The following is a 20,501-nucleotide window of genomic DNA, read 5'->3' on the forward strand; positions in this document are numbered from 1 at the left end:
GGTTAATAGTGACTCGTTATGATTATTTTAATGAACAATCATCAAGAGATAACCGATATCATTGAAAAATTAAACCACCATTACATGGCGAGTATTAATCTCGCCAATAATAACTTGCACTCCAGCCTGGACCGCAGTGTGAACCGCTTTCGTCAGGTCGAGAAATCGATGCTGGATAAACTGGCACCATTTGAGTCATACCGGCGGGAAACAGATACCGGACAGTTCGGCAACAGAGTGACGCCCTTCGCCAGTCACGAGGTCATGTATCAGGCTAATCTCAGCCTGGTCACCTTTCTCAAACACAAACTGGCTGCGATCGAAAACGATGATATTCGGAGTTTTCTCTCTTATTGGGTCGCCGCGTTACAGATGGAAAATGACGAAATGGCTAAATACTTACCAGTTTCGTCCCTCTGACTACAAGTCGTAGTGAAAAAGCCAGGTGCTAACAAAAAATCTCGCCAGCGTAATCATCTACCCTGGCGAGATTTTTTCACGTTCCCACCTCATCAATAGCAACAGCAACAGTAACAGCAACGGCTGTTATGGCACACATACCTGTAACGACTGGGGCTTGATCTCAATCGTCAATTTATCGGCACTGTACAGTTCACCATCCACGACATAATCCATCTTTTTATCGGCGCTAATTTCAACCCGCTGCGCACAGGCGTAACTGAACAGTTCGCTTTTATCCTGAAAACCGACTGAAGCGAGAGTGATATCCGACAGTGCCAGTAAACGCTCCGCCACCGAATCAGCCTGCTCAAGATAAGTAATATGCAACAGACCATCCCCCGACTCAGGCTCTCCGTTACCTTGCGCCAGCAGAGTGGTAAACGGCGCGGTATTGGCGACCACAAAGCTGCGCACCTGTAATGACTGAGGCGCTTCATCATCAAGGCGGCAAGTCAGCTCAATCGGGTTATCCGCCATCACAGCATTAAAGAAGCCGGTCAGATACGCCAGTTGCCCCAGTTGATTTTTCTCCTCACGCTGAGCGTATTCGATCATCTGTTGTTCAAACCCGATCCCCATCACCAATAGCATCAGTTGCTGATTACAATAAGCGGTATCTATCTGGCGGGTATTGCCAGACAAAATAGCTTCACAAGCCTTGTCGATGGGCGCGGTTTTACTGCCGATACCATACAACACATGGCACAAAGCGTTGGCGGTTCCGAACGGCACTATTGCCAAGCGGGTATCAGAGTGATCAACCTCACCGGCTACCTCACCGACTGTGCCATCACCACCTGCGGCAATGATCAGATCGGGATTATGCTGCAAAGCCTGCCGGGCCAGCGCAGTCGCACTGACATCCGGCTCGGTAAACAGCAACCTTAAACGATAACTGCGGGTTAATTCGCGGATCAAACGCTGACCGAATGCCTGCCATTTTCCGCCGCCGGAAACCGGATTGGCGATCAGCCACGCTGGCTCATCAAGCTGCAACAGCCCTTTTTGATGCATAGATTGCAGTGCCCTGACCTGGCGCCGGTTAAGGCGTGCGCTGCTGCGTACCGAGTGGATCTGTTGCAGCACCTGCTCGACACTCTGACCGGGATTCTGACTGAGCAGATAAGCGGCAACCACAAACACCGATCGGCCGCGCCCCAAAGCACAGTGAACGACGACAGATCGTGACTGGCTTATTTGCGTATCGATCCAGTTAAGCGCGTGGCGCAGCTGGCGATACTTGGGGGCCTTGTGATCGAGAACCGGAATACTGAGATACTCAAACTGCTTATCTGTCATCGCACTTTCCAGACCGGCAAATTCGGCGGTGACATCGACGATACAGTTGATGTTATTGGCGTGCAGCGCGTCCAGATCAGAACGCAGCAGGCGGCGTGACACATACAGGTGGGGGGCAATCTGATGGATTGCGGCGACCTTATCATTGCGGCGCGAACAGTAATTATACAGCCTGACCGCCGCCAGAAACGGAATAAATGCCCAGCGGATCCACCAGGTCAGTTTTCCGTCACCGGACTTCATAAAAATCGAGGGTAAGTCAAAAAGATAAGCCAGAACGACCAGAAAAACGGACAGGCCTATCCAGCCTAAAACAAGACTGACCGCAAGGTTAGGGATCAGGAATGCAGCAGAGAAACAGGCCAGCACAATCAGGCAATAGTATTTAACGACAAACATTGTAAGCCTCTGATTAATATAAGGGGCCAGAAGCCTGCTGCTGTGTCGTAATGGCTGCGTCTTATCGCGGGCAGACCCGGATTGGCAGGTCAAAACCTCTTATCGGGAACGGCTCACAGGCCCAATATCAATACAGCGCATTCATTACAGACTTCAGGTCAGCATTTCACAGTTCAGGTCAATATTTAATTCTGCGGGTCAAGGTTGACGACTTCAGGCAACCATTAATGTCAGATCAACCATTAATTTAACATTAACCATTAATTTCACATTAACCATTAATATAGCGGATCAGACACAGAACAGGGCGGTCACTGCCCGCCCTGTCAACGCTGAAATGTTAGCAGTCGGTATCTTCAGCTTTGAGATCACCTTTAATGTCTTCACATTTATCTTCAATCGCGTTTTGCGTGTCGGTCGCGGCTTCATCAAGCTGCTCGCCAGCCTGTTCCATTGGGCCTTCATCGCCACAGGCGGCCAGCAGACATACCAGACCAAAGGTTGCGAATCCTTTGTACATAACAGAACGTGTAATCATGATAACTCCTAGTACTGAGTGGTAAGGTTTATTAAGTAACGTTATTCATTTTAGCTAGCGCTATCCCTCATTGGGTAAGATCAGCGGTTATTGAGTCACTTCCAGGTTATCGACTACATCGTTGACCTGGTCGGTATTGCGGGCGATATTGATGGCTAGATCATGCTCGGCATCGGAATCGACACTACCATTGAGAACAACCGTTCCGTTATTGGTTTCCACTTCGATGTCGGTGCCGCTTACATCGCGATTCATTAGTAACTTGGTTTTCACCAACGTGGTGATTTTCGTGTCCTGCAGTGCCCCCAGGGCCTGGTTGTCACTGCTCTGGTGTTGATCTTCCACTGTGAGATCATTATTGACCGACTCAACCCCTTCCAGGCCAGCAACCAATTCACCGGCCAGATCTTTCTCGGTACTGTTACTGACCTGACCGGTTAAGGTCACGACTTTATTTTCGACATCGGTATTAATATCAAACGAATTCAGATTGGTATTTAACAGTAAGGCCGTTTCTGCTTTACCATCGAGCCAAGCATCATAAGACTTATCTTTCCATTGATTGTCTGCTGCCATAACAGCAGAAGAAGAAGAAGACACGAGTACTGATGCTAATATCAATTTAGGTGCGATGTTTTTCATTATTCGTTTCCTCTGTTCAGTGAAATTTATTAACTTCACTCCCACTAAGGCAACTGGCATGCCAAAATCACAAACCACTGATTTAATTGGTTATTTATAAGAACCACTAAAACCACCACAATCTTTACCGGTTAAAACCTGAATTATTTACACGCAAGATTTGAAAAAATTATCTGCCCCTTAAGCTCTGAAATTATGTAATTAAGCCAAAGCTAAAAAAGAGCAGATTAAATATTAATGATATCTTCACCTAACTCTGACTTTATTCTTTACTTGTGCTGAAATATAAGACAATAACTCTCTGGTGTTCGTGTTATGCTCAAAGCTGTTGCTGTGAATTGCAGAGGCGGACACATGCCATTACCTACGCTATTTGTTCATATCGAAGACAAAATACTCAAAGAAAATATTTCTGGTTTGGCAGTATTGGACAGCTTTTCGCTGCAATCCAATCCAGCCGGGCAGGACTGGATCGATCAATTACAACAGATCAGTCCGGATGTGGCAGTGGTCGAAATGACTCACTTCGACCAGGATGATTTACTGCGTTTATCCGGCTCGCAGGTTATTCAGACCACCGAGCTGGTGATCATCAGTGCCGGCATCCCCAATCCGCATATCGATAACTTAATGAAGCTGGGTGCTATCTCCCACTACCGCTTACCGGTCGATGTCAACGTGGTTGCCGATACACTGCTCGATTTCAGCCAGGACTATCAGCAGAAATGGGCCAAAGGCAGTACAATTTCGACCAGCACTCTCGACCAGTTTGGCATGTTAGTTGGCTCTTCAACGCCGATGCATAAGCTGTATCGAACACTGAGACGAGTCGCCAAAACCGATGCCAATGTGCTTATCGTCGGCGAAAGTGGTTCAGGAAAAGAGCTGGTCGCTCAGACCATTCATCTGGCCAGCGAGCGTAACCAACAACCTTTTATTGCCATCAACTGTGGTGCGATCGCGACCGAGCTGGTCGACAGCGAGTTATTCGGCCATGAAAAAGGGGCATTCACCGGAGCAAATAAAGCGCACCAGGGGGTATTTGAACAGGCACAGGGCGGAACCCTATTTCTCGATGAAATCACAGAAATGCCGCTCAGTCATCAGGTCAAATTACTGCGGGTGTTAGAGACTGGTGAATACCGCCCGGTTGGCAGCCAGCAGGTCAAAATTGCCAATGTGCGGGTGATTGCGGCCACCAACCGCGATCCGCAAGTGGCGATTGAACAACAGTACTTACGCGAAGATCTCTATTTCCGGCTGGCTCACTTCCCGATTCATATTCCGCCACTGCGTGAACGCGGCCACGATATCGTCGGGCTGGCCAAGCATTTTATTGCCCATCGCAATGCCAGCGAGGCAGTGACCAAAAGTATTCTCGATTCGGCCCTGGATAAGATTGCCCAGCACAACTGGCCGGGTAATGTGCGCGAACTCAAACATACCATTGAACGGGCATTTATTCTGGCCGATGACGTCATTAAAGACGATCACCTGATCTTTGATACCCCACCGCTGGAAAGCGGTACCGCGCTTGAAGAGATGGTGCCTTCCGGCGTCTCGCTGGAAGAAATAGAAAAGGCTGCGATTTTTAACACGCTAGAGGAGAATGGCGGTAACAAAACCGAAACAGCGCAAGAATTGGGCATCAGCCTGAAGACGCTGTACAACAAACTCGATAAGTACAAGGTCAATCAAGGCTGAGTCGCACCGCCCAGCCTGAGCAAGCGACACGAGAGCCCGTTAAAAATTCAACCCGTCGCATAAAAAGAAAAACCTCGCTGGCCAGGCTGTCCAGCGAGGTTTTTGTTGTTTAATTCAGAGGTGTTGGTCACGCGCAGTCTAATGCCTTTAATGACCACGATAACCGGAGTACATCGGATGACCGGAGATATTCAATTCCGGCGGGAACTCCACTTTAAGTATGGTGCCGGTATCCGACTCAGTGATGAACAGGGTGCGTAACTCTTTGCCGCCAAATGCGCAGTTGGTGGTACCTAAACCTTTTGGTGAACGCACCACCGCCACCGGACGCCCGAGGTTATCGTGCACCCAAACCAGCCCCATCCCTGTCTGACATACCACCACGCCATTTTGCGCCGTCAGCGCCAGGCCATCCGGTCCGGCACGGCCGCCATTGAACTGCAGGAACAGACCGGCTTTGTTGACCCGGCCGCTTTCCGACAGCGGCAGACGCCAGACCGCATTCGCCCGTGTCACCGCCAGATACAACACATGACTGTTCACATCCAACACCAGGCCGTTCGGACTGGGCGCCGTATCAATTAAACAGGTCAGTTCGCCGCTTTGCGGCTGCCAGCGATAGACGCGGCCGGTCGGGTCCTGCAGGCCGGTCTGGCCCTGATCGGTAAAATATAAGGCGCCATCCGGTCCGAAGTGCAAATCGTTACAGCCTTTAAATCCTTCCGAATCGCAATCTTTTAACACCGCCGCAACTTCTCCCGTCTCCGGATTTAGCTGCATAATACCGTTCTGGTAATCGGCGATAAAAATCCGCCCGTCCTGATGGATTTTTAAGCCGTTAGGTTGACCATCGTATTGCGCAATTTGTTCAATATTACCGTCCTGGTCGGCGCGCATAACGCGACCAAAGGGAATATCAACAAAGTACAGGTTACCCGCGCGGTCAAAGGAAGGCCCTTCGATAAAGCTATCGACCGGTACACCCCGTTTATTGCGGGTTGCCCAGTATGACAACGCGTTGGGACGACGCAGGGACTCCGGCAGCTCAGTAAAGATCTGGGCATCAAAAACGGCCGGTTCAGGTAAAGGATAAGTCATGCTATCAACCTACTGTTAACGAGGGTAAATACAGCGCGATCTCAGGGAATGCCATCAGTAAAAACAGAAAACCCACAATCACAATAAAGAACGGCAAAGTGCCCATCACTACGTCTTCTACTTTAACTTTGTTGGAAGAGCTCGCCACTACAAATAAAATCACACCGAGCGGTGGCGTCAGTTGGCCAAGTTCGACCAGAATAACAACAAACACACCAAACCAAATCAGGTTGATGTCTAGCGCATTGAGGGCCGGAAAAATGACCGGAACAATGATAGCGATCATCCCCAGCCCTTCCATAAAACAGCCCAGAATGGCGAAAATCACCATGATAATAATCAGGAACGCAAACCGGGAAACGTCCGCATCCTGCAGATAGTTAACCAGAGTTTCACCAGCACCGGACAAGGTCGTCGCATAAGCAAAAATCATCGAAGTGAAGACGATAAACAAAATGTTGCCGCTCATCGAGATGGTGCGCACCAACGCCTGTTGCAGCAGTTTCAGATGCAGGCGGCCATAGATTGCGGCAACCAGCATTGCCCCCAGAACACCGACCGCTCCCGCCTCTGTTGGCGTGGCAATGCCGCCGTAGATACTCCCCAGCACAATAAAAATCAAAATCAGGAAGGGAAAGACATCCAGCGCGGCGTGATATAACTCCTTAAAGGTCAGCTTGCTTTTATCCACCGGAGCGAGATCGCGATTCAAGCTACAACGAATCATAATCAGTCCAGAATAAAATGCCGCCAGCAAGATGCCTGGTAACATGCCCGCTGAGAACAACTGCGCTATTGAGGTTTCGGTAAAGGTAGAATAGATGATCATAGTGATCGATGGCGGAATCAAAATCCCTAACGTACCACCGGCAGCCAACGAACCAGAAACCAGGCGAATGTTGTAACCACGCGCTGACAACTCAGGCAGTGCCACGGTCGACATGGCCGCAGCCGTCGGCGCGCTGCCGCCAGAAATCGCCGCGAAAATACCGCTGCCCGCAATATTGGTATGCAGCAAGCCACCGGGTAAACGACGAACAAAAGGCGACACACCATTGTATAAACGTGAGCTCAGGCCTGAACCCAGCAGGATTTCTGCCATCAGAATAAACAGCGGAATCGCCGCCAGGGTAAAACTGTTAGCCGAGCCCCAGCTCACGATCCCCAGTGCTTTCCAGCCAGAAAATCCCTTAATTAACCACAAATACGTCAGGCCCGCCCCAGCAACGGCAAACTGGACCCACATACCGCCGACAATAAGGCCTACCAGAAGACCAAAAATTAAAATGCCTTCCATTAATTGCCACCTTCTTTTAAACGCAACAGGATAAGCAGATGTTCGAGCAAGAATAGCCCGATGACCACAAACCCGATTGGCAACAGCATCTGTGGAATCCACAACGGAGTGCGTAACACCGTAGGAGCGAACTTACCACGACTGAATGAACTACCCACTAAATCAAGCGTCTTCCACGCCAGCACGACACAGATGGCAATGGCGATGAGCGAAAACAAGATGCCTAACACACGTTTCACCGATAATGGCAACGCGTCAAACACCACCTGCACCTGAAACAGTGAATTACCCCGAACCGCTTTTGCGGCACCAAACAGAGTCAGTGCCACCACCAGGTAACCTGTGACCTCTTCTACAAAACCAAGCGAATAACCAAACACGCTGCGTAACAAAACTTCCAGCGCCACCAGCAACACCAGCGCAATCAGCATCACACAAGTGAGCACGCCGACAACGCGGTCAAGCAAATTGAATAAAGGCGCAGCAGGTCCCGCGCCTTGTATATGTTGTCCGCTATGCATACTACTTACCTATCGCTTGCAGAACTAACGCCAACGCTTTTTCATATTCAGGACCGTTTTCCTTCGCCCACTCTGACCAGTATGGGCGCATCCGTTGACGGGCTTTATCCGCATCGCCTTGTGCCGCTTTGGTGATGTTCATGCCTTTGGCTTGTTGTGCAGCCATTTGCGCCTGCTCATCTTCGATAAACTCAGCGGATATTTTTTCACCTTCTTCAGCCACGATAGTACGCAGCATGTTCTGCTGATCTGTACCCAGGTCCTCAAATGCATCAATATTGGCAATGATCATTGAATTACCGTAGTTGACCGCAAAACGGTAGTTGTCAGGCAAGAACTCATACCATTTCTTCGCACCACCAGCACTGGCCGTCAACACTCCGTCAATGACACCACGCTCAAGCGCAGTCGGCACTTCACTGCCAGACAAGGTAATCGGTAAACCACCAAATGCCGAAACGAAATGCCCCTGTTCTGGTGACGTCACACGGATCTTACGCCCTTCAATATCGCTGAGTTGTTTAACCGGGAAGGTAGTGAAGAAAACTTGTTGCGGATAACGATATCCCCCCAGCAGCACGACATCCTGCTGTGCAAACGCCTCTTCCAGCATAGGTTGAAGCGCAGCGTAGGCCTTTTGCCACTCGGCATTGTTTTCAATCAGCATCGGTAAATTCAACACGCGGGCAATCGGCACATTACCGGAAAAGAAAAAGTCGGCGGCAAAATCAACAATACCATCACCGACCGCCTGAGTGATGTCGGCTGATTTGATTTGCAGGGTTTTGCCAAGGTGAATCTTGATATCGAGATCGCCGTCAGTTTGTGCCGCGACGCGTTCACTGATGCGATTCATTCCTTTTACCGCAGCCGTGGTCGATACCGAGGAGTAGGTATAACCGGTCCAGTTAGTTGCATATGCGTTTAAAGAGCAGGCCAGAACAGCACCTGCGAGAATTGTTTTGATGTTCATATAAGTCTCCGTAGCATTTACATATATTTATTTTTGCTAACAAAGCCGGCCAGGAGGTTACCTGGCGGCTGACTTACAGAAGCGACGGGCTGTTTTGTAGGGTATACCAACCGCTTCTGTCTTACTGCTCAGCTTTTAGCGCGAAGTAATTTTTTCACACTTGGACCAACAACCACGGCAACAGTGAGTGCAACCAGAACCAGGCTGGTCGTGTTCTCAAATAGAATATTCCAGTCGCCACCACCAATCAGCAGTGCCAGACGCAGGTTCTCCTCAGCAAAACCGCCTAGGATCAAGCCCAATACCACAGGCGGCAATGGGAACTTAAATTTATCCATCGCATAACCTACCAGGCCAAAGCCCAACATCAGATAGACATCGAACATGCGTTCATTGATGGAATAGACACCAATAAACATCAGCACCATGATGATGGAACCGAGCACCGGACGCGGCAGTTTGAGCAGTTTGGCAAAGCTGTTGGTCGCCAGGGTACCGCCAAGGAAAATCAGCAGGATGGCACCAAACAAGAACTGCCACATGAAGCCGAATACGATATCCGGGTTATCTCGGAACAGCATCGGCCCCGGCTGCAAACCATGCACCAGCAGACCACCTAGCATCACCGCCGCCACAGCCGTACCCGGAATCCCCAGAGTCAGAGCCGGGATCAATGCCGAAGCGGTATCCGCGTTGTTGGCCGTTTCAGAAGCTGCAACCCCCTCAGCCTCACCATGGCCCCAGGTTTCAGGGGTTTTACTGACACGGCGCGCTTCGTTGTATGACATAAATGCCGCCATCGAACCACCGGCCCCGGGCAGGATACCGATACAGATACCGATAAAGGAAGAACGCAGCCAGGTCACCCAGAAACCAAGCATTTTCGGGAATGAACGCCGCATAGATTCAGTTTGCAGCGAGTTATTCATCCCCTTCGTTTGCAGAGGTGTTTCCAGCAGATCGATCACCGGAGGCAGTGCGTACAAGCCAACCAGCAGGATGACAATATTGACGCCATCAACCAGTTCGAGATAGCCAAAAGTAAAGCGATCTTCACCGGAAATAGGATCGACGCCGACCATAGATACCGCAACCCCGAAACATGCCGCGATCAAACCTTTTAGTGGATCTTCACCCAACAGGAAAATGATGCTGCAGAGGCCGAACACCGCGACCCAGAACACTTCCGATGGACCAAACAACAGGGTAACTTTAGCCAGAGGCGGAGCCAGCAGCATCAGTGCCAGAGCACTGGCGATCCCACCGATCGCAGAGGAAACCACCGCAACCTGCAGGGCAAAGCCACCCTTTCCTTTCTGAGCCATAGGATAGCCGTCAAAACTGGTTGCCACAGCGGCTGGTGTGCCCGGGATTCGCAGCAATACCGCCGGAATGGCACCGCCGTACATAGCGCCGTTATAGATCCCCGCCATGAGTCCCAGCGCCACCAAAGGGTCCAGTCCAAAGGTAAAAGGCACCAGCACCGAGATGGCCATCGTCGCGCTCAGGCCAGGCATCGCACCCACAGCGATCCCCGCTAAAACCCCGATGATGATCGCCAGAAAGTTGCTCATGGAAAGTACGTTAGGTAACGCAGACAATAATTCGTGATACATAGTCATTAATCCTTAAAACAGCCAACCAACAGGGAATTGCTTCGACATGGCAACACTGAATACCAGGTAGATTAATGCAACAAAGATGACTGTTGACGCAGTCAGAACTTTCACATTACGGCAACCGAAGAAATAAGAAACGGCCGGAACAAAGACAATTACCGTCGGGAAAAAGCCGACATATTGGATAGAAGTCACCAGTACAAAGATAGCTAACAGAGCACTAAACACCCGTTTTGGTGATTTTAAAACAGCCTCATCTTTAGTACTTTCCTGTAATGATTTTTTTATTTCACCGATTAATGCTAATCCGGAAAAAACCATTAATAGTATCAGCATTGTTTGCGGTAACATCCCCGCTTCTGAACTCATTTCAAAAGCCGGAATTAATAAACCACACGCAGCAGCAATAATGACCAAATAAATAAGAGATATAGGCTTTAATATTGGCTTTAGTATTGTTTGTGTGATCGCACTCATAAACACCCCCGTGTTAATACAGCTTAATAATGTGAGCCTAATGGCTCACATTATGTTTAATTGCTTAAGTTATTCTTGACTTAGGTTATTGTTATTGACTTAGTCAAGTCGCGTAAGCGTTATTTCCAAGGTGTTTTTTCCCAAACGTCCTGGGCAAGTTTTAACGTTTCTGTGTTGAGACGTTCAAAATCATCACCCAGAGAAACAGATACCGGGTTGGCAGTCGCTTTCATCTTGGCCAAAAACTCCGGGTCTTTGGCCATTTGGCTGAACGCATTCAGTAGCTTAGCTTCCACATCTTCTGGCAGACCAGCCGGGGCCACGAAACCACGCATCGCGCCATTGATGAAATCGACACCTTGTTCTTTAAAGGTGGCAATCGAAGGATCAAATTCTGAACGTTCCGATTGAGACAAGCCAATCACGTTAAGTTCATCTTTGAATTCAGTCACTTCTGAAATATTCAATACCGCTGCTTTCACATGACCACCCAGTACGGCGGTACGGGCTGCAGAGGATCCTTTGAACGGGATAATGTTGAATTGTGTATCGGTGAGATCTTTAAATTTGATTAGACCAAGATGGTCATCACCGCCCAGGCTGGACATGCCGATTGGCAGAGGACGGGAAGCCTCTTTCACTGTCTCAATGAATTTTTGCAGGTTATCGATGCCACTTTTTTTCGCGGTCACAATCACGTTCGGATCGTTAACGATATTAGCAAGGTAGGTGAAACTGTTGGCATCGTAAGCAGACTCGCGATCCAGAGTCCGTGCCATCATACCCGGTAGGTTATAAGTACCGATGGTGTAACCATCCGCATCAGCGTGCGCCACTTCGGTGATACCGATTTGACCACTAGCACCCGGAACATTTTTTACCACAATAGTGGCACCATCACCGAGGTATTTTTCCAGATAAGGTGCTACATTTCGTGCCATAACATCTGTGCCGCCACCCGCAGCAAACCCTACCACCATAGTGATCGGTTTCTCCGGGTAGTTAGCCATTGCAAGTGTCGAGGTAAGACAGCAGACAGCCGTAGTTACGGTTTTTAAAATTGAGTTAAACATGCGTTTCTCCATTTAATTATATTTATAATAATGTTGCATACTCAAGTAACTGCACACAGAGACAGTTAAAGCTTTATCATTATTTTCATTTAGTGTCACAAGATAAAGATAGATATACCCATATCCAAATTGTTTGAACGTAAATGAGAGCAATGACTAACTTATACGGATTAGCATGAACTTTAGTTATAATAAAAATGATAACCACACGTTTAATTTATCGTAAGCAATACCTTATTCTTACTGATGTTATTAACGTTCTGCAAATCCTTTGCACTGTATACTCATAATTTAATTACTTGAGTATTTTTATCTTTCAGAGCCTTTTATTAATTTATTAAACAAACGCGACAAGACAATTAATGTTTACAATCCTGCGCATCCTTTACTAAGCAGAGCTTTATCAACCCAGGTACGGTCGTTCAAACCTTGTTTGATTGCCGCCATCTGTTTCACTTCTTTGTCCTGTTTTTCCAGGGTACTTTCCAGAATCCACTGAGCGTCATCCAGCGGTACCGCCAGCACACCATCCGAGTCACCGATCATGATGTCACCCGGATGAATCACCATGCCATCAATACTGACAGGAACATTGATCTCGCCCGGGCCATCTTTAAACGGACCGCGATGCGTCACACCAGCAGCAAACGTTGGCAAATTGGTCTCGCGGAACGCATCCAGGTCACGAATCGCACCATTGATGACAAACCCCACCACACCTTTATTGATCGCATGTGCCAGCATCAGTTCACCCATCAGGGCATTGGCAATTTCGCCGCCACCGTCCACCACGATCACATCGCCCGGTACCGCCATGTCGATCGCTTTGTGCAGCATCAGGTTGTCACCCGGACGGCTTTTAACCGTGATAGCTGAACCCAGCATCTGACCAGAAGTGTGCATCGGGCGCAGAGTTGGACCGCCAGCAAACAGACGGTTCATGGAATCAGACACGTTCGCAACCGGCAGATCTTTGTAAGCCTGCAGCAGCTCTTGTGACGCGGTACGCTCTCTGGCGTTAATTTTAAACCCAACACTCATATCATCTATTCTCCGTTCTGTACAAAATCTTGTGGTGAAGCCATTAACTTACGGTTAATAACGCGATGGGCCGGCAGTTTTTCACCTGCAGTGATGGTAAGAATGCCCTCAGCCGCACTGATACTGACCCGGGTACTGCCTTCGTTGGTCACACCGGCAATATGTGGTGTAACCACAATGTTGTTGTGTTGGAAGAAAGGATGATCAGCCGCAGGCGGCTCAACAGCAAACGTGTCCAACCCTGCGCCCGCCAGATGCTTAGATTCAATCGCCGTCACCAGCGCCATTTCATCGATCAGCCCCCCACGCGCAGTATTGATGATGAAACTACCGGCCGGCAGCTTGGCAATACTGTCCTGGTTAATGATTTGGCGGGTTTCTTCTGTCAAAGGAGAATGCAGGCTGAGAATCTGACTGTTGGCCAGCAGTTCATCGACGGTTGCACAGCGCTGCACCGAGAATTGCTCAAACAAAGCATCTTCAGCATACGGATCGTAACCAAACAGATTGATGTTCAGTCCTTTGGCAATCCGCGCGGTTTCCTGGGCAATCGAGCCCATGCCCAGCAAGCCCATATTCTTGCCCGATACTTCGTAGCCGGAAAAACCTGGTTTTTCCCAACGGCCGCAACGCAAGCTGTCGTCAAGCGGCAGAATTTGTTTGGTGACGGTGAGCAGCAGCGCGATGGTATGTTCAGCGACCGATACTGCGTTCGCACCTGACGCCACTACCACAGGGATGTTGCGTTCAGCAGCCGTCTGGATATCAATGTTGTCCACCCCGACGCCATGCTTGGCAATCACTTTCAGGTTTGGCAGTGCGGCATCAATCACTTTGGCAGTGATCTTACCCATGCGAGAAATGATGCCCACCGGATGATGTTGCTCCACCAACTGCAGCAACTCTTCTTCCTGGCTGTAAGGTGCGGTATGCACCAGAGTAAAGCCCTGCTGTTGCAGGAGCTTGGTCGCGGAACTCGCTAGATCGGGTCCAGTGACAATAATCGTCTTTTGCATATTTTTATTATCTTTTCGTAGTGGTATCAGCAAAACATGAAGGCGCTGGATAGTGATGAAAGAATCATTTCCAAACCTCCACTACCTCGAAAAGTAGACTACAAAACAAAAAACTCTTATGGTAGCGAATAAAATTTAACATTTAGTAAAAGAAAGGTTTACAACTTGGATACGAGACAGCTAAAAACCTTGGTATCTATCTGGAAGCACGGCACTTTTGCCAAAGCCGCTGCAGACGTCTGCCTGACCCCGGCCGCAGTCGGTCAACAAATCTCGGCTTTAGAGCAGGAGCTGAATGTTTGCCTGTTTGATCGCAGCAGTCGCCCGCCAAAACTGACGCCACAAGGCCTGCAAGCCATTGAAATGGCCAATCAAATCCTGCGTCTGGAAGAAGACACCAAACTGTCATTGAAAGGCGATTTAGTCTCCGGAACGTTCGTGATTGGCGCAGTACGCTCCAGTGCGCTCAATCTGCTTCCGGCGGCTATGGTCGAGATGAAAAAAGACTTCCCAAGTCTCAAAACCAACCTCAAAGTCGGTGACTCCAGTTATCTGGTGTCGGAAGTCGCTTCAGGGCAGTTGGATGCGGCCATCATCGCCGAACACGTCAAAATCCCGACGAATCTGAAATGGAGCCCGTTCATCAGCGAGCCCCTTTGGTTGATCTCTGCCCAGGACTTAAGTGGTTTGAGTTTGAAGGAAATTCTGACCCAGCAACCCTTTATCCGTTTTAGTAACAATGTGCCGCTGGCCAACTTGATCAATACTGAGTTGTCGCGCATGGAAGTCACCACTCAGGATGTGGCTGAGGTCGATAACATTCAGTCAATTATTACCTGTGTTCAACATGGTCTGGGCGTGTCCGTGGTTCCGCAGATGTCGATAAACCCGTCACTGTCTGACTATTTCAAAGTGCCGTTTGGTACCCCGCAGATTCATCGTCAACTGGGTATCGTCGAACGTCAGTCAAGCCCGCGTAAAGCCGTGATTGATCAGCTGCACGAAATTCTGGCTGCGAAAATTCACGCAGCTCATGAACAGCTCAATGAAGACAGTCAAAACCAGCATGGCCAGGCCTAATCCCGAGCCAAAATCTTTTAAATCAAGGAATTATATTTCGCCCATCCGGCCACCGAACACAAAAAAGAGGAAAGCATATGCCTTCCTCTTTATTTATCTGCCAGGGAGCGAGTCATGCGCTGGCATCATTCAGTTTGCTGTGCCGGACTTAGCTGGTCAGCAAACGGCGTTGCGCCATCATTTTCCAGCGCAGCACGTCAACGAGCAAAAATAGCAACAGACTGCAACCGAGCACCGGCAGGGCCAGACCTAAACCAATCGCCACCAGCACGGTCAGCAACTTGCTGAGCGGAGCCAGATGAGACCAGATATAACTGATGGTTTCTTTCTCAGAGTTTACGGCCGGGCGGCGCTTCCACCACATGATGTACCCCATCATGACCATAAAGCACAGAGTCAGGCCGAAAGCAGCCAGCACAATTTGGTTCGGCACGCCAAACAACACCCCCATATGCGCATCAATGCCCCAGCGAATCAATTTGGCAATCAAAGGATAATCGCTAAAATTAGCCCGGCTGGTAATCGTCATCGATTGAGGGTCAACCGACACACTGTCGACCTGGGTCGGCCAGGAGCGGTCAATCTCACTCACTACCCAGGCGCGAGAAGCGTCATAAGAAGGGGTCAGCTCGATTTTGCTCGCTTCGATGCCCGCACTCCTTGCCAGCGCTAGCACAGGATCAAACAGTTGATCGATCAGTTGCGGTTGTGTACTCAGAGCAGAGTCAGCCTCGACAGGCAATGAGCGATTCAGTGACGGCGTGACCCAACCAATGCTCTTACGCCATTCGGCAATATTACTGCCCGCCCATTTTGACCAGGTTAAGCCGGTGGCGGAGAAAAACACCAAGCCGACCACAATAATCAAACCCGCTTTCTGATGACGCTGCTTGGCTTTCAGGTACGAGTTTCTGCTGTTGCTCTTCGCCGGGCGTTTTGCACGATACCAGAGCAGTAAGCCGCCCAATGCCGCTAACCACATCCAGGATGCCGCCAGCTCACTGTAAATACGGCCTATTTCGCCGAGCAGCAATCCACGATGAAGGAAATCAAGCGTGGTCATAAACGGCAGGATGCCACTGGTGCCGTAGGTCGGCAACGTATCCTGCACAGCGAGCGTAACCGGATCGACAAATACAGTCAGGCGCTGCAGGCTATAATCCGGATCGGCAAACAACACCCGGGTAGTAAAACCTTCACCTGTCGCGGGCCGCACAGCGGTCAGTTTGAGCGGGCGCTCTAGTGACTGGCGCGCAACCTCGATCTGTTGCTGTAACGAATGCGCCTCACCGTGCGACGTGGTGGTCAGAGCATGCTGATAGAGCTGCTGCTCAATCTGCGGCGAGACCACGTACAGTGTGCCGGTCAGGGCCGCGACGAAAATAAACGGGCCAACGAACAACCCGATGTAAAAATGGAGCCTTTTAATGAGCGCAATGATTCCCAGGCGAGAATCTTGCGATTGATTACCTTTCATAGTGATTTTCTCTTGCTAATTTAATGATAGTTATGCTTCAGGCAGAGAAAAAAGGCGGAGCGCGCGATTGGAGATGGTCCAGCACCCAGCGGTTAACATTAACTGCATACGGAAAGAGGATATGAAGGGTATTAACTGCATCCGCCACGCTCAGAGAGGCGTCGCTCTGACTATACCAGCTCAGATGCGACAGTAACTTACAGTAGCCACACCAATGATGCAGCAACGAGTTATCATCGCGGACGGCTTGCATTCCACTCTGCTCGGCCGACGCGTGCATATGACTATGCTGCGCCTGGGTCTGACTGGGCAAACCGGCGTCATGCGTCATTACCCATTGCGACACAATAGGTGCGGTATAAAGCAGGGCGACTGACAACAGGGCAGAAAAAACAAACAGCTTCACTGTCCACCCGAGTTGCCGGCGGGTATTTCTCACAAAAATGCAGGCTCTGAGCGTAAAGGAGCGCGTAATGTAACAAAAAACGGCCTGAAGTTACATCCCGGATGGCGGCACAAGCGAGCTTGCTAGGCCACGATTTTGTTAGCGAATGTTGACAGAAAGACCTCGCTACCCTCGGTCGGCACCTTTATCTCACCCACACCATCAGCCTCGCTTATCAGGCACCTCCGACTTCCCGACCTTAGCTATGCATCTGGGTTGAGCCAACCCGGCCCGATTGCGTATAATTTTTGTTCAGCAATCTAAAACCTTAACTTTCCTTGGTTGTTATTAGCGAAACAAAGCTGGATAATATCGGGATCGGAGTTGCAAACTTATAATATTATGACCGAATATCTTTTGTTGTTGGTCGGCACTGTGCTGGTAAACAACTTTGTACTGGTAAAATTTCTGGGCTTGTGTCCTTTCATGGGCGTGTCGAAGAAACTGGAAACCGCAATTGGCATGGGGTTGGCGACCACGTTCGTCCTGACTCTGGCCTCAGTGTGCTCATACCTGGTGGAAAGTTATATCCTGCGTCCGCTCGGCATTGAATACCTGCGCACCATGAGCTTTATCCTGGTGATCGCCGTGGTGGTGCAGTTCACTGAAATGGTGGTGCATAAAACCAGCCCGACCCTGTATCGCTTACTGGGTATCTTCCTGCCGCTGATTACCACCAACTGTGCCGTGCTCGGCGTAGCGCTGCTTAACATCAATGAGAACCATAATTTCATCCAGTCGATCATTTACGGTTTTGGTGCCGCGGTTGGCTTCTCACTGGTTCTTATCCTGTTTGCCTCGATGCGTGAACGCATCCATGTGGCCGATGTCCCAGCGCCATTCAAAGGTGCTTCGATTGCCATGATCACGGCCGGATTAATGTCACTGGCCTTTATGGGCTTTACCGGTCTGGTGAAATTGTAATGACAACTATTTTAATCGCTGTTTTAGCGCTTGCCGCGCTCGCTGCGCTGTTCGGAGCTATTCTCGGTTTTGCCTCAATCCGCTTTAAGGTCGAGGCGGACCCGATTGTTGACCAGATAGACTCTATTCTGCCGCAAACTCAGTGTGGCCAGTGCGGCTACCCGGGTTGCCGCCCGTACGCCGAAGCGATCGCCAATGGCGATGCTGTCAACAAATGCCCTCCGGGCGGCCAGGCCACGATTGAAAAACTGGCTGATTTGATGGGGGTCGATGTACCCGAGTCGGCCCACGATCTGAGCGAAAACGTCAAAACCGTTGCCTTTATTCATGAAGACATGTGTATCGGCTGTACCAAATGCATTCAGGCCTGTCCGGTCGATGCGATCGTTGGCGGCAACAAAGCACTGCATACCGTGATCGAAAGTGAATGTACCGGCTGCGATCTGTGTGTCGCGCCCTGCCCGACCGATTGTATTGAAATGATTCCCGTAGCCACCACTACGGAAACCTGGAAGTGGCAAATGAACGCCATTCCTGTTGTTAATGTGACTGACTCTGCTGCGGATGAAAATAGTGTGTCAGGCAGTTCGCACAATAAGGTGAGTTAAGGACGGGTATGTTGTCATTAATCGAACAAATTCGCAGCGGTTACCTGTGGGATTTCCCTGGAGGCATTCATCCGCCGGAAAACAAACACCAATCGACCAAAACGCCACTGGTTGAAGCCAGTCTGAGCAAGGAGCTGGTGTTGCCGGTCAAACAGCACATCGGTAAACCGGGTGATCTGCAGGTCAAAGTCGGCGATAAAGTGCTTAAAGGCCAGCCGCTCACCACATTTTCTACCACCTTTATGTTGCCGGTCCATGCACCGACATCCGGCGTGGTCAGTGCCATTGAACCACGCACCGTTGCCCATCCGTCCGGTCTGAGCGAGTTGTGCGTGGTGATTGAGCCGGATGGCGAAGACACCTGGTGCCAACGCCACCCTGTGGCTGACTACACCCAATCCAGCCCGGAAGCGCTGATCGAAATCATCCGCAACTCAGGTATTGCCGGTCTCGGCGGTGCGGGTTTCCCGACTGCGAAAAAAATCCACTCCGGCCTGTCACGGGTCGAGATGCTGATCGTCAACGCCGCCGAATGTGAACCTTACATTACCGCCGATGATGCCCTGATGCGCGAACATGCCGAGGAAATCATTGCCGGTATTGGTGTGGTCGAACACATCCTGCAGCCTAAGCTGACCATTATCGGCGTAGAAGATAATAAGCCGGAAGCGATTCGTGCCCTGGAACAAGCAGCACAAGGCAAAGATATTGTGATTCGCGCCATCCCGACCAAATACCCTTCCGGTGGCGCCAAACAGCTGATTAAGCTGCTGACCAACCAGGAAGTCCCGGCCGGAAAGCACTCCGCTGATATCGGTGTCATCGTGCAGAACGTCGGTTCTATCCATGCGATTAAACGTGCGGTGATTGACGGCGAGCCGCTGATCAGCCGTGTCGTCACCTTAACCGGTAACTCATTTAAACAGCCACGCAATGTCTGGGTACGTCTGGGTACGCCGATTCGTGCGCTATTGGAAGAGTTTGGTTATCAGCCGGATAAAAAGCTGCCGCGCCTGATCCTGGGCGGCTCCATGATGGGCTTCACCCTGCCGCACGCTGATGTGCCGATCGTCAAGATCGCCAACTGTATTCTGGCGCCGACCCGGAGAGAAATCCCCGAGCAGTCCTATGAGATGGCCTGTATCCGTTGTGGTCAGTGTGCTGATGCTTGTCCGGCGTCCTTGTTGCCGCAGCAGTTGTACTGGCACTCCAAAGCGGAAGAGTACGACAAGTGCGAAGAGCTCAATATCAAAGACTGTATCGAATGTGGTGCCTGTGCCTACGTCTGCCCGAGTGAAATTCCGCTGGTACAGTACTATCGTCAGTCCAAAGCGGAGATCAAAACCCGCCAGCGTGAGGCCGAAGCCGCCGAACGTGCTAAACAGCGTTTTGAAGAGAAAAACGCGCGTATGGAACGCGAAAAAGCTGAGCGGGAAAACCGCTTTAAGAAAGCTGCTGATGAGCGTCGCACAGAGATGAAAGCCAGCGGTGGTGATGATGCTATCGCCGCCGCTATTTCCCGGGTGAAAGCGCAGAAAGCCCAGGCAAGCAGCAGTGAAGAGGCACCGGTCAAACCTGCGGTCGCCGCTGCAATTGCCAAAGCGAAAGCCAAGCAGGCTGAAGCTGCCAAAGCTGGCGCGGCCGAACCGGACAACTCTGAAATGGCCAAGCTGCGTGAAGAGCGCAAACGCCAGGCCAGAGAGCGTAAAGCTGAAAAAGCTTCGGATACAGACAGCAGTGCAGAGCGCAGCGATAAACAAGATGCGGTTGCCGCGGCCATTGCCCGCGCCAAAGCACGTAAAGCGCAA

The 20,501-nt window shown here is 50.2% G+C and carries 20 protein-coding genes; 6 read left to right on the plus strand and 14 right to left on the minus strand.

Annotated features, from left to right (window positions below):
• The first annotated feature begins 30 nt into the window (after positions 1–30).
• Complete coding sequence (locus tag E6C74_RS09025; protein ID WP_136484369.1) at positions 31–420, plus strand: hypothetical protein; 390 nt, start codon at positions 31–33, stop codon at positions 418–420.
• 126 nt (positions 421–546) lie between these two features.
• On the opposite strand, the gene E6C74_RS09030 is transcribed toward E6C74_RS09025, so the two are convergent.
• The 3 genes from E6C74_RS09030 to E6C74_RS09040 form a co-directional block, all read right to left on the minus strand.
• Positions 547–2,160 (minus strand): diacylglycerol kinase family protein, encoded by a 1,614-nt coding sequence (locus E6C74_RS09030; protein WP_136484370.1) that lies wholly within the window; start codon positions 2,158–2,160, stop codon positions 547–549.
• Between the two features lie 340 nt (positions 2,161–2,500).
• Complete coding sequence (locus tag E6C74_RS09035) at positions 2,501–2,680, minus strand: hypothetical protein (RefSeq protein ID WP_240798160.1); 180 nt, start codon at positions 2,678–2,680, stop codon at positions 2,501–2,503.
• Positions 2,681–2,785: 105 nt separating this feature from the next.
• Entirely contained in the window at positions 2,786–3,340 is a 555-nt protein-coding gene (locus tag E6C74_RS09040) for a BON domain-containing protein (RefSeq protein ID WP_136484372.1), read from the minus strand.
• Positions 3,341–3,694: 354 nt separating this feature from the next.
• Between E6C74_RS09040 and E6C74_RS09045 the strand changes: the two genes are divergently transcribed.
• Positions 3,695–5,044, plus strand: coding sequence for a sigma-54 dependent transcriptional regulator (locus E6C74_RS09045; RefSeq protein ID WP_136484373.1), 1,350 nt, complete (start codon positions 3,695–3,697; stop codon positions 5,042–5,044).
• Between the two features lie 147 nt (positions 5,045–5,191).
• Here the strand turns inward: E6C74_RS09045 and E6C74_RS09050 are convergent, their stop codons facing one another.
• From E6C74_RS09050 to E6C74_RS09090, 9 genes are all read right to left on the minus strand, one after another.
• Positions 5,192–6,142 carry an SMP-30/gluconolactonase/LRE family protein gene (locus tag E6C74_RS09050; protein ID WP_136484374.1) on the minus strand — a complete coding sequence of 317 codons (951 nt, stop codon included), beginning with the start codon at positions 6,140–6,142 and terminating at the stop codon, positions 5,192–5,194.
• 4 nt (positions 6,143–6,146) lie between these two features.
• The gene (locus E6C74_RS09055) at positions 6,147–7,439 is read right to left on the minus strand and encodes a TRAP transporter large permease (protein WP_136484375.1); all 1,293 of its coding nucleotides are present in this window, start codon (positions 7,437–7,439) and stop codon (positions 6,147–6,149) included.
• Complete coding sequence (locus tag E6C74_RS09060; protein ID WP_136484376.1) at positions 7,439–7,960, minus strand: TRAP transporter small permease; 522 nt, start codon at positions 7,958–7,960, stop codon at positions 7,439–7,441. Before E6C74_RS09060 ends, E6C74_RS09055 begins: the two co-directional genes overlap by 1 nt.
• A gap of 1 nt (position 7,961) precedes the next feature.
• Positions 7,962–8,933 carry a TRAP transporter substrate-binding protein DctP gene (gene dctP, locus E6C74_RS09065; protein WP_136484377.1) on the minus strand — a complete coding sequence of 324 codons (972 nt, stop codon included), beginning with the start codon at positions 8,931–8,933 and terminating at the stop codon, positions 7,962–7,964.
• Positions 8,934–9,061: 128 nt separating this feature from the next.
• A complete protein-coding gene (locus E6C74_RS09070; RefSeq protein ID WP_136484378.1) occupies positions 9,062–10,549 on the minus strand; it encodes a tripartite tricarboxylate transporter permease in 1,488 nt (495 codons plus the stop codon).
• Positions 10,550–10,561: 12 nt separating this feature from the next.
• Positions 10,562–11,029, minus strand: coding sequence for a tripartite tricarboxylate transporter TctB family protein (locus E6C74_RS09075; protein ID WP_136484379.1), 468 nt, complete (start codon positions 11,027–11,029; stop codon positions 10,562–10,564).
• Between the two features lie 119 nt (positions 11,030–11,148).
• A complete protein-coding gene (locus tag E6C74_RS09080) occupies positions 11,149–12,102 on the minus strand; it encodes a tripartite tricarboxylate transporter substrate binding protein (RefSeq protein WP_136484380.1) in 954 nt (317 codons plus the stop codon).
• Positions 12,103–12,468: 366 nt separating this feature from the next.
• Positions 12,469–13,143: an RraA family protein gene (locus tag E6C74_RS09085; protein WP_136484381.1), complete on the minus strand. Its 675-nt coding sequence runs from the start codon at positions 13,141–13,143 to the stop codon at positions 12,469–12,471.
• 5 nt (positions 13,144–13,148) lie between these two features.
• Positions 13,149–14,159 (minus strand): hydroxyacid dehydrogenase, encoded by a 1,011-nt coding sequence (locus E6C74_RS09090; protein WP_136484382.1) that lies wholly within the window; start codon positions 14,157–14,159, stop codon positions 13,149–13,151.
• Between the two features lie 165 nt (positions 14,160–14,324).
• Here E6C74_RS09090 and E6C74_RS09095 point away from each other — a divergent pair, with 165 nt between their 5' ends.
• Complete coding sequence (locus E6C74_RS09095) at positions 14,325–15,239, plus strand: LysR substrate-binding domain-containing protein (protein ID WP_136484383.1); 915 nt, start codon at positions 14,325–14,327, stop codon at positions 15,237–15,239.
• A gap of 148 nt (positions 15,240–15,387) precedes the next feature.
• Here the strand turns inward: E6C74_RS09095 and E6C74_RS09100 are convergent, their stop codons facing one another.
• The gene (locus E6C74_RS09100; RefSeq protein ID WP_136484384.1) at positions 15,388–16,716 is read right to left on the minus strand and encodes a PepSY-associated TM helix domain-containing protein; all 1,329 of its coding nucleotides are present in this window, start codon (positions 16,714–16,716) and stop codon (positions 15,388–15,390) included.
• 37 nt (positions 16,717–16,753) lie between these two features.
• Positions 16,754–17,122, minus strand: a complete 369-nt coding sequence (locus E6C74_RS09105) for a DUF2946 domain-containing protein (protein WP_168796993.1) — start codon at positions 17,120–17,122, stop codon at positions 16,754–16,756.
• Positions 17,123–17,503: 381 nt separating this feature from the next.
• Here E6C74_RS09105 and rsxA point away from each other — a divergent pair, with 381 nt between their 5' ends.
• The 3 genes from rsxA to rsxC all read left to right on the plus strand — a co-directional run.
• Positions 17,504–18,085, plus strand: a complete 582-nt coding sequence (rsxA, locus tag E6C74_RS09110; protein ID WP_136484405.1) for an electron transport complex subunit RsxA — start codon at positions 17,504–17,506, stop codon at positions 18,083–18,085.
• The gene (gene rsxB / locus E6C74_RS09115) at positions 18,085–18,693 is read left to right on the plus strand and encodes an electron transport complex subunit RsxB (RefSeq protein ID WP_136484386.1); all 609 of its coding nucleotides are present in this window, start codon (positions 18,085–18,087) and stop codon (positions 18,691–18,693) included. Before rsxA ends, rsxB begins: the two co-directional genes overlap by 1 nt.
• Positions 18,694–18,701: 8 nt before the next feature.
• Positions 18,702–20,501 (plus strand): electron transport complex subunit RsxC (rsxC, locus tag E6C74_RS09120; RefSeq protein WP_136484387.1); only part of this gene is annotated, 1,800 nt, incomplete at its 3' end.

Source organism: Vibrio sp. H11 (genome assembly GCF_004804295.1).
GTDB classification, from domain to species: Bacteria; Pseudomonadota; Gammaproteobacteria; order Enterobacterales; family Vibrionaceae; genus Vibrio; species Vibrio ostreae.

Coding starts and splice junctions, on each gene's coding strand:
- E6C74_RS09025 (WP_136484369.1), top strand. CDS start 31: ATGAACAATCATCAAGAGATAACCGATATCATTGAAAAATTAAACCAC.
- E6C74_RS09030 (WP_136484370.1), bottom strand. CDS start 2,160: ATGTTTGTCGTTAAATACTATTGCCTGATTGTGCTGGCCTGTTTCTCT.
- E6C74_RS09035 (WP_240798160.1), bottom strand. CDS start 2,680: ATGTACAAAGGATTCGCAACCTTTGGTCTGGTATGTCTGCTGGCCGCC.
- E6C74_RS09040 (WP_136484372.1), bottom strand. CDS start 3,340: ATGAAAAACATCGCACCTAAATTGATATTAGCATCAGTACTCGTGTCT.
- E6C74_RS09045 (WP_136484373.1), top strand. CDS start 3,695: ATGCCATTACCTACGCTATTTGTTCATATCGAAGACAAAATACTCAAA.
- E6C74_RS09050 (WP_136484374.1), bottom strand. CDS start 6,142: ATGACTTATCCTTTACCTGAACCGGCCGTTTTTGATGCCCAGATCTTT.
- E6C74_RS09055 (WP_136484375.1), bottom strand. CDS start 7,439: ATGGAAGGCATTTTAATTTTTGGTCTTCTGGTAGGCCTTATTGTCGGC.
- E6C74_RS09060 (WP_136484376.1), bottom strand. CDS start 7,960: ATGCATAGCGGACAACATATACAAGGCGCGGGACCTGCTGCGCCTTTA.
- dctP (WP_136484377.1), bottom strand. CDS start 8,933: ATGAACATCAAAACAATTCTCGCAGGTGCTGTTCTGGCCTGCTCTTTA.
- E6C74_RS09070 (WP_136484378.1), bottom strand. CDS start 10,549: ATGTATCACGAATTATTGTCTGCGTTACCTAACGTACTTTCCATGAGC.
- E6C74_RS09075 (WP_136484379.1), bottom strand. CDS start 11,029: ATGAGTGCGATCACACAAACAATACTAAAGCCAATATTAAAGCCTATA.
- E6C74_RS09080 (WP_136484380.1), bottom strand. CDS start 12,102: ATGTTTAACTCAATTTTAAAAACCGTAACTACGGCTGTCTGCTGTCTT.
- E6C74_RS09085 (WP_136484381.1), bottom strand. CDS start 13,143: ATGAGTGTTGGGTTTAAAATTAACGCCAGAGAGCGTACCGCGTCACAA.
- E6C74_RS09090 (WP_136484382.1), bottom strand. CDS start 14,159: ATGCAAAAGACGATTATTGTCACTGGACCCGATCTAGCGAGTTCCGCG.
- E6C74_RS09100 (WP_136484384.1), bottom strand. CDS start 16,716: ATGAAAGGTAATCAATCGCAAGATTCTCGCCTGGGAATCATTGCGCTC.
- rsxA (WP_136484405.1), top strand. CDS start 17,504: ATGACCGAATATCTTTTGTTGTTGGTCGGCACTGTGCTGGTAAACAAC.
- rsxB (WP_136484386.1), top strand. CDS start 18,085: ATGACAACTATTTTAATCGCTGTTTTAGCGCTTGCCGCGCTCGCTGCG.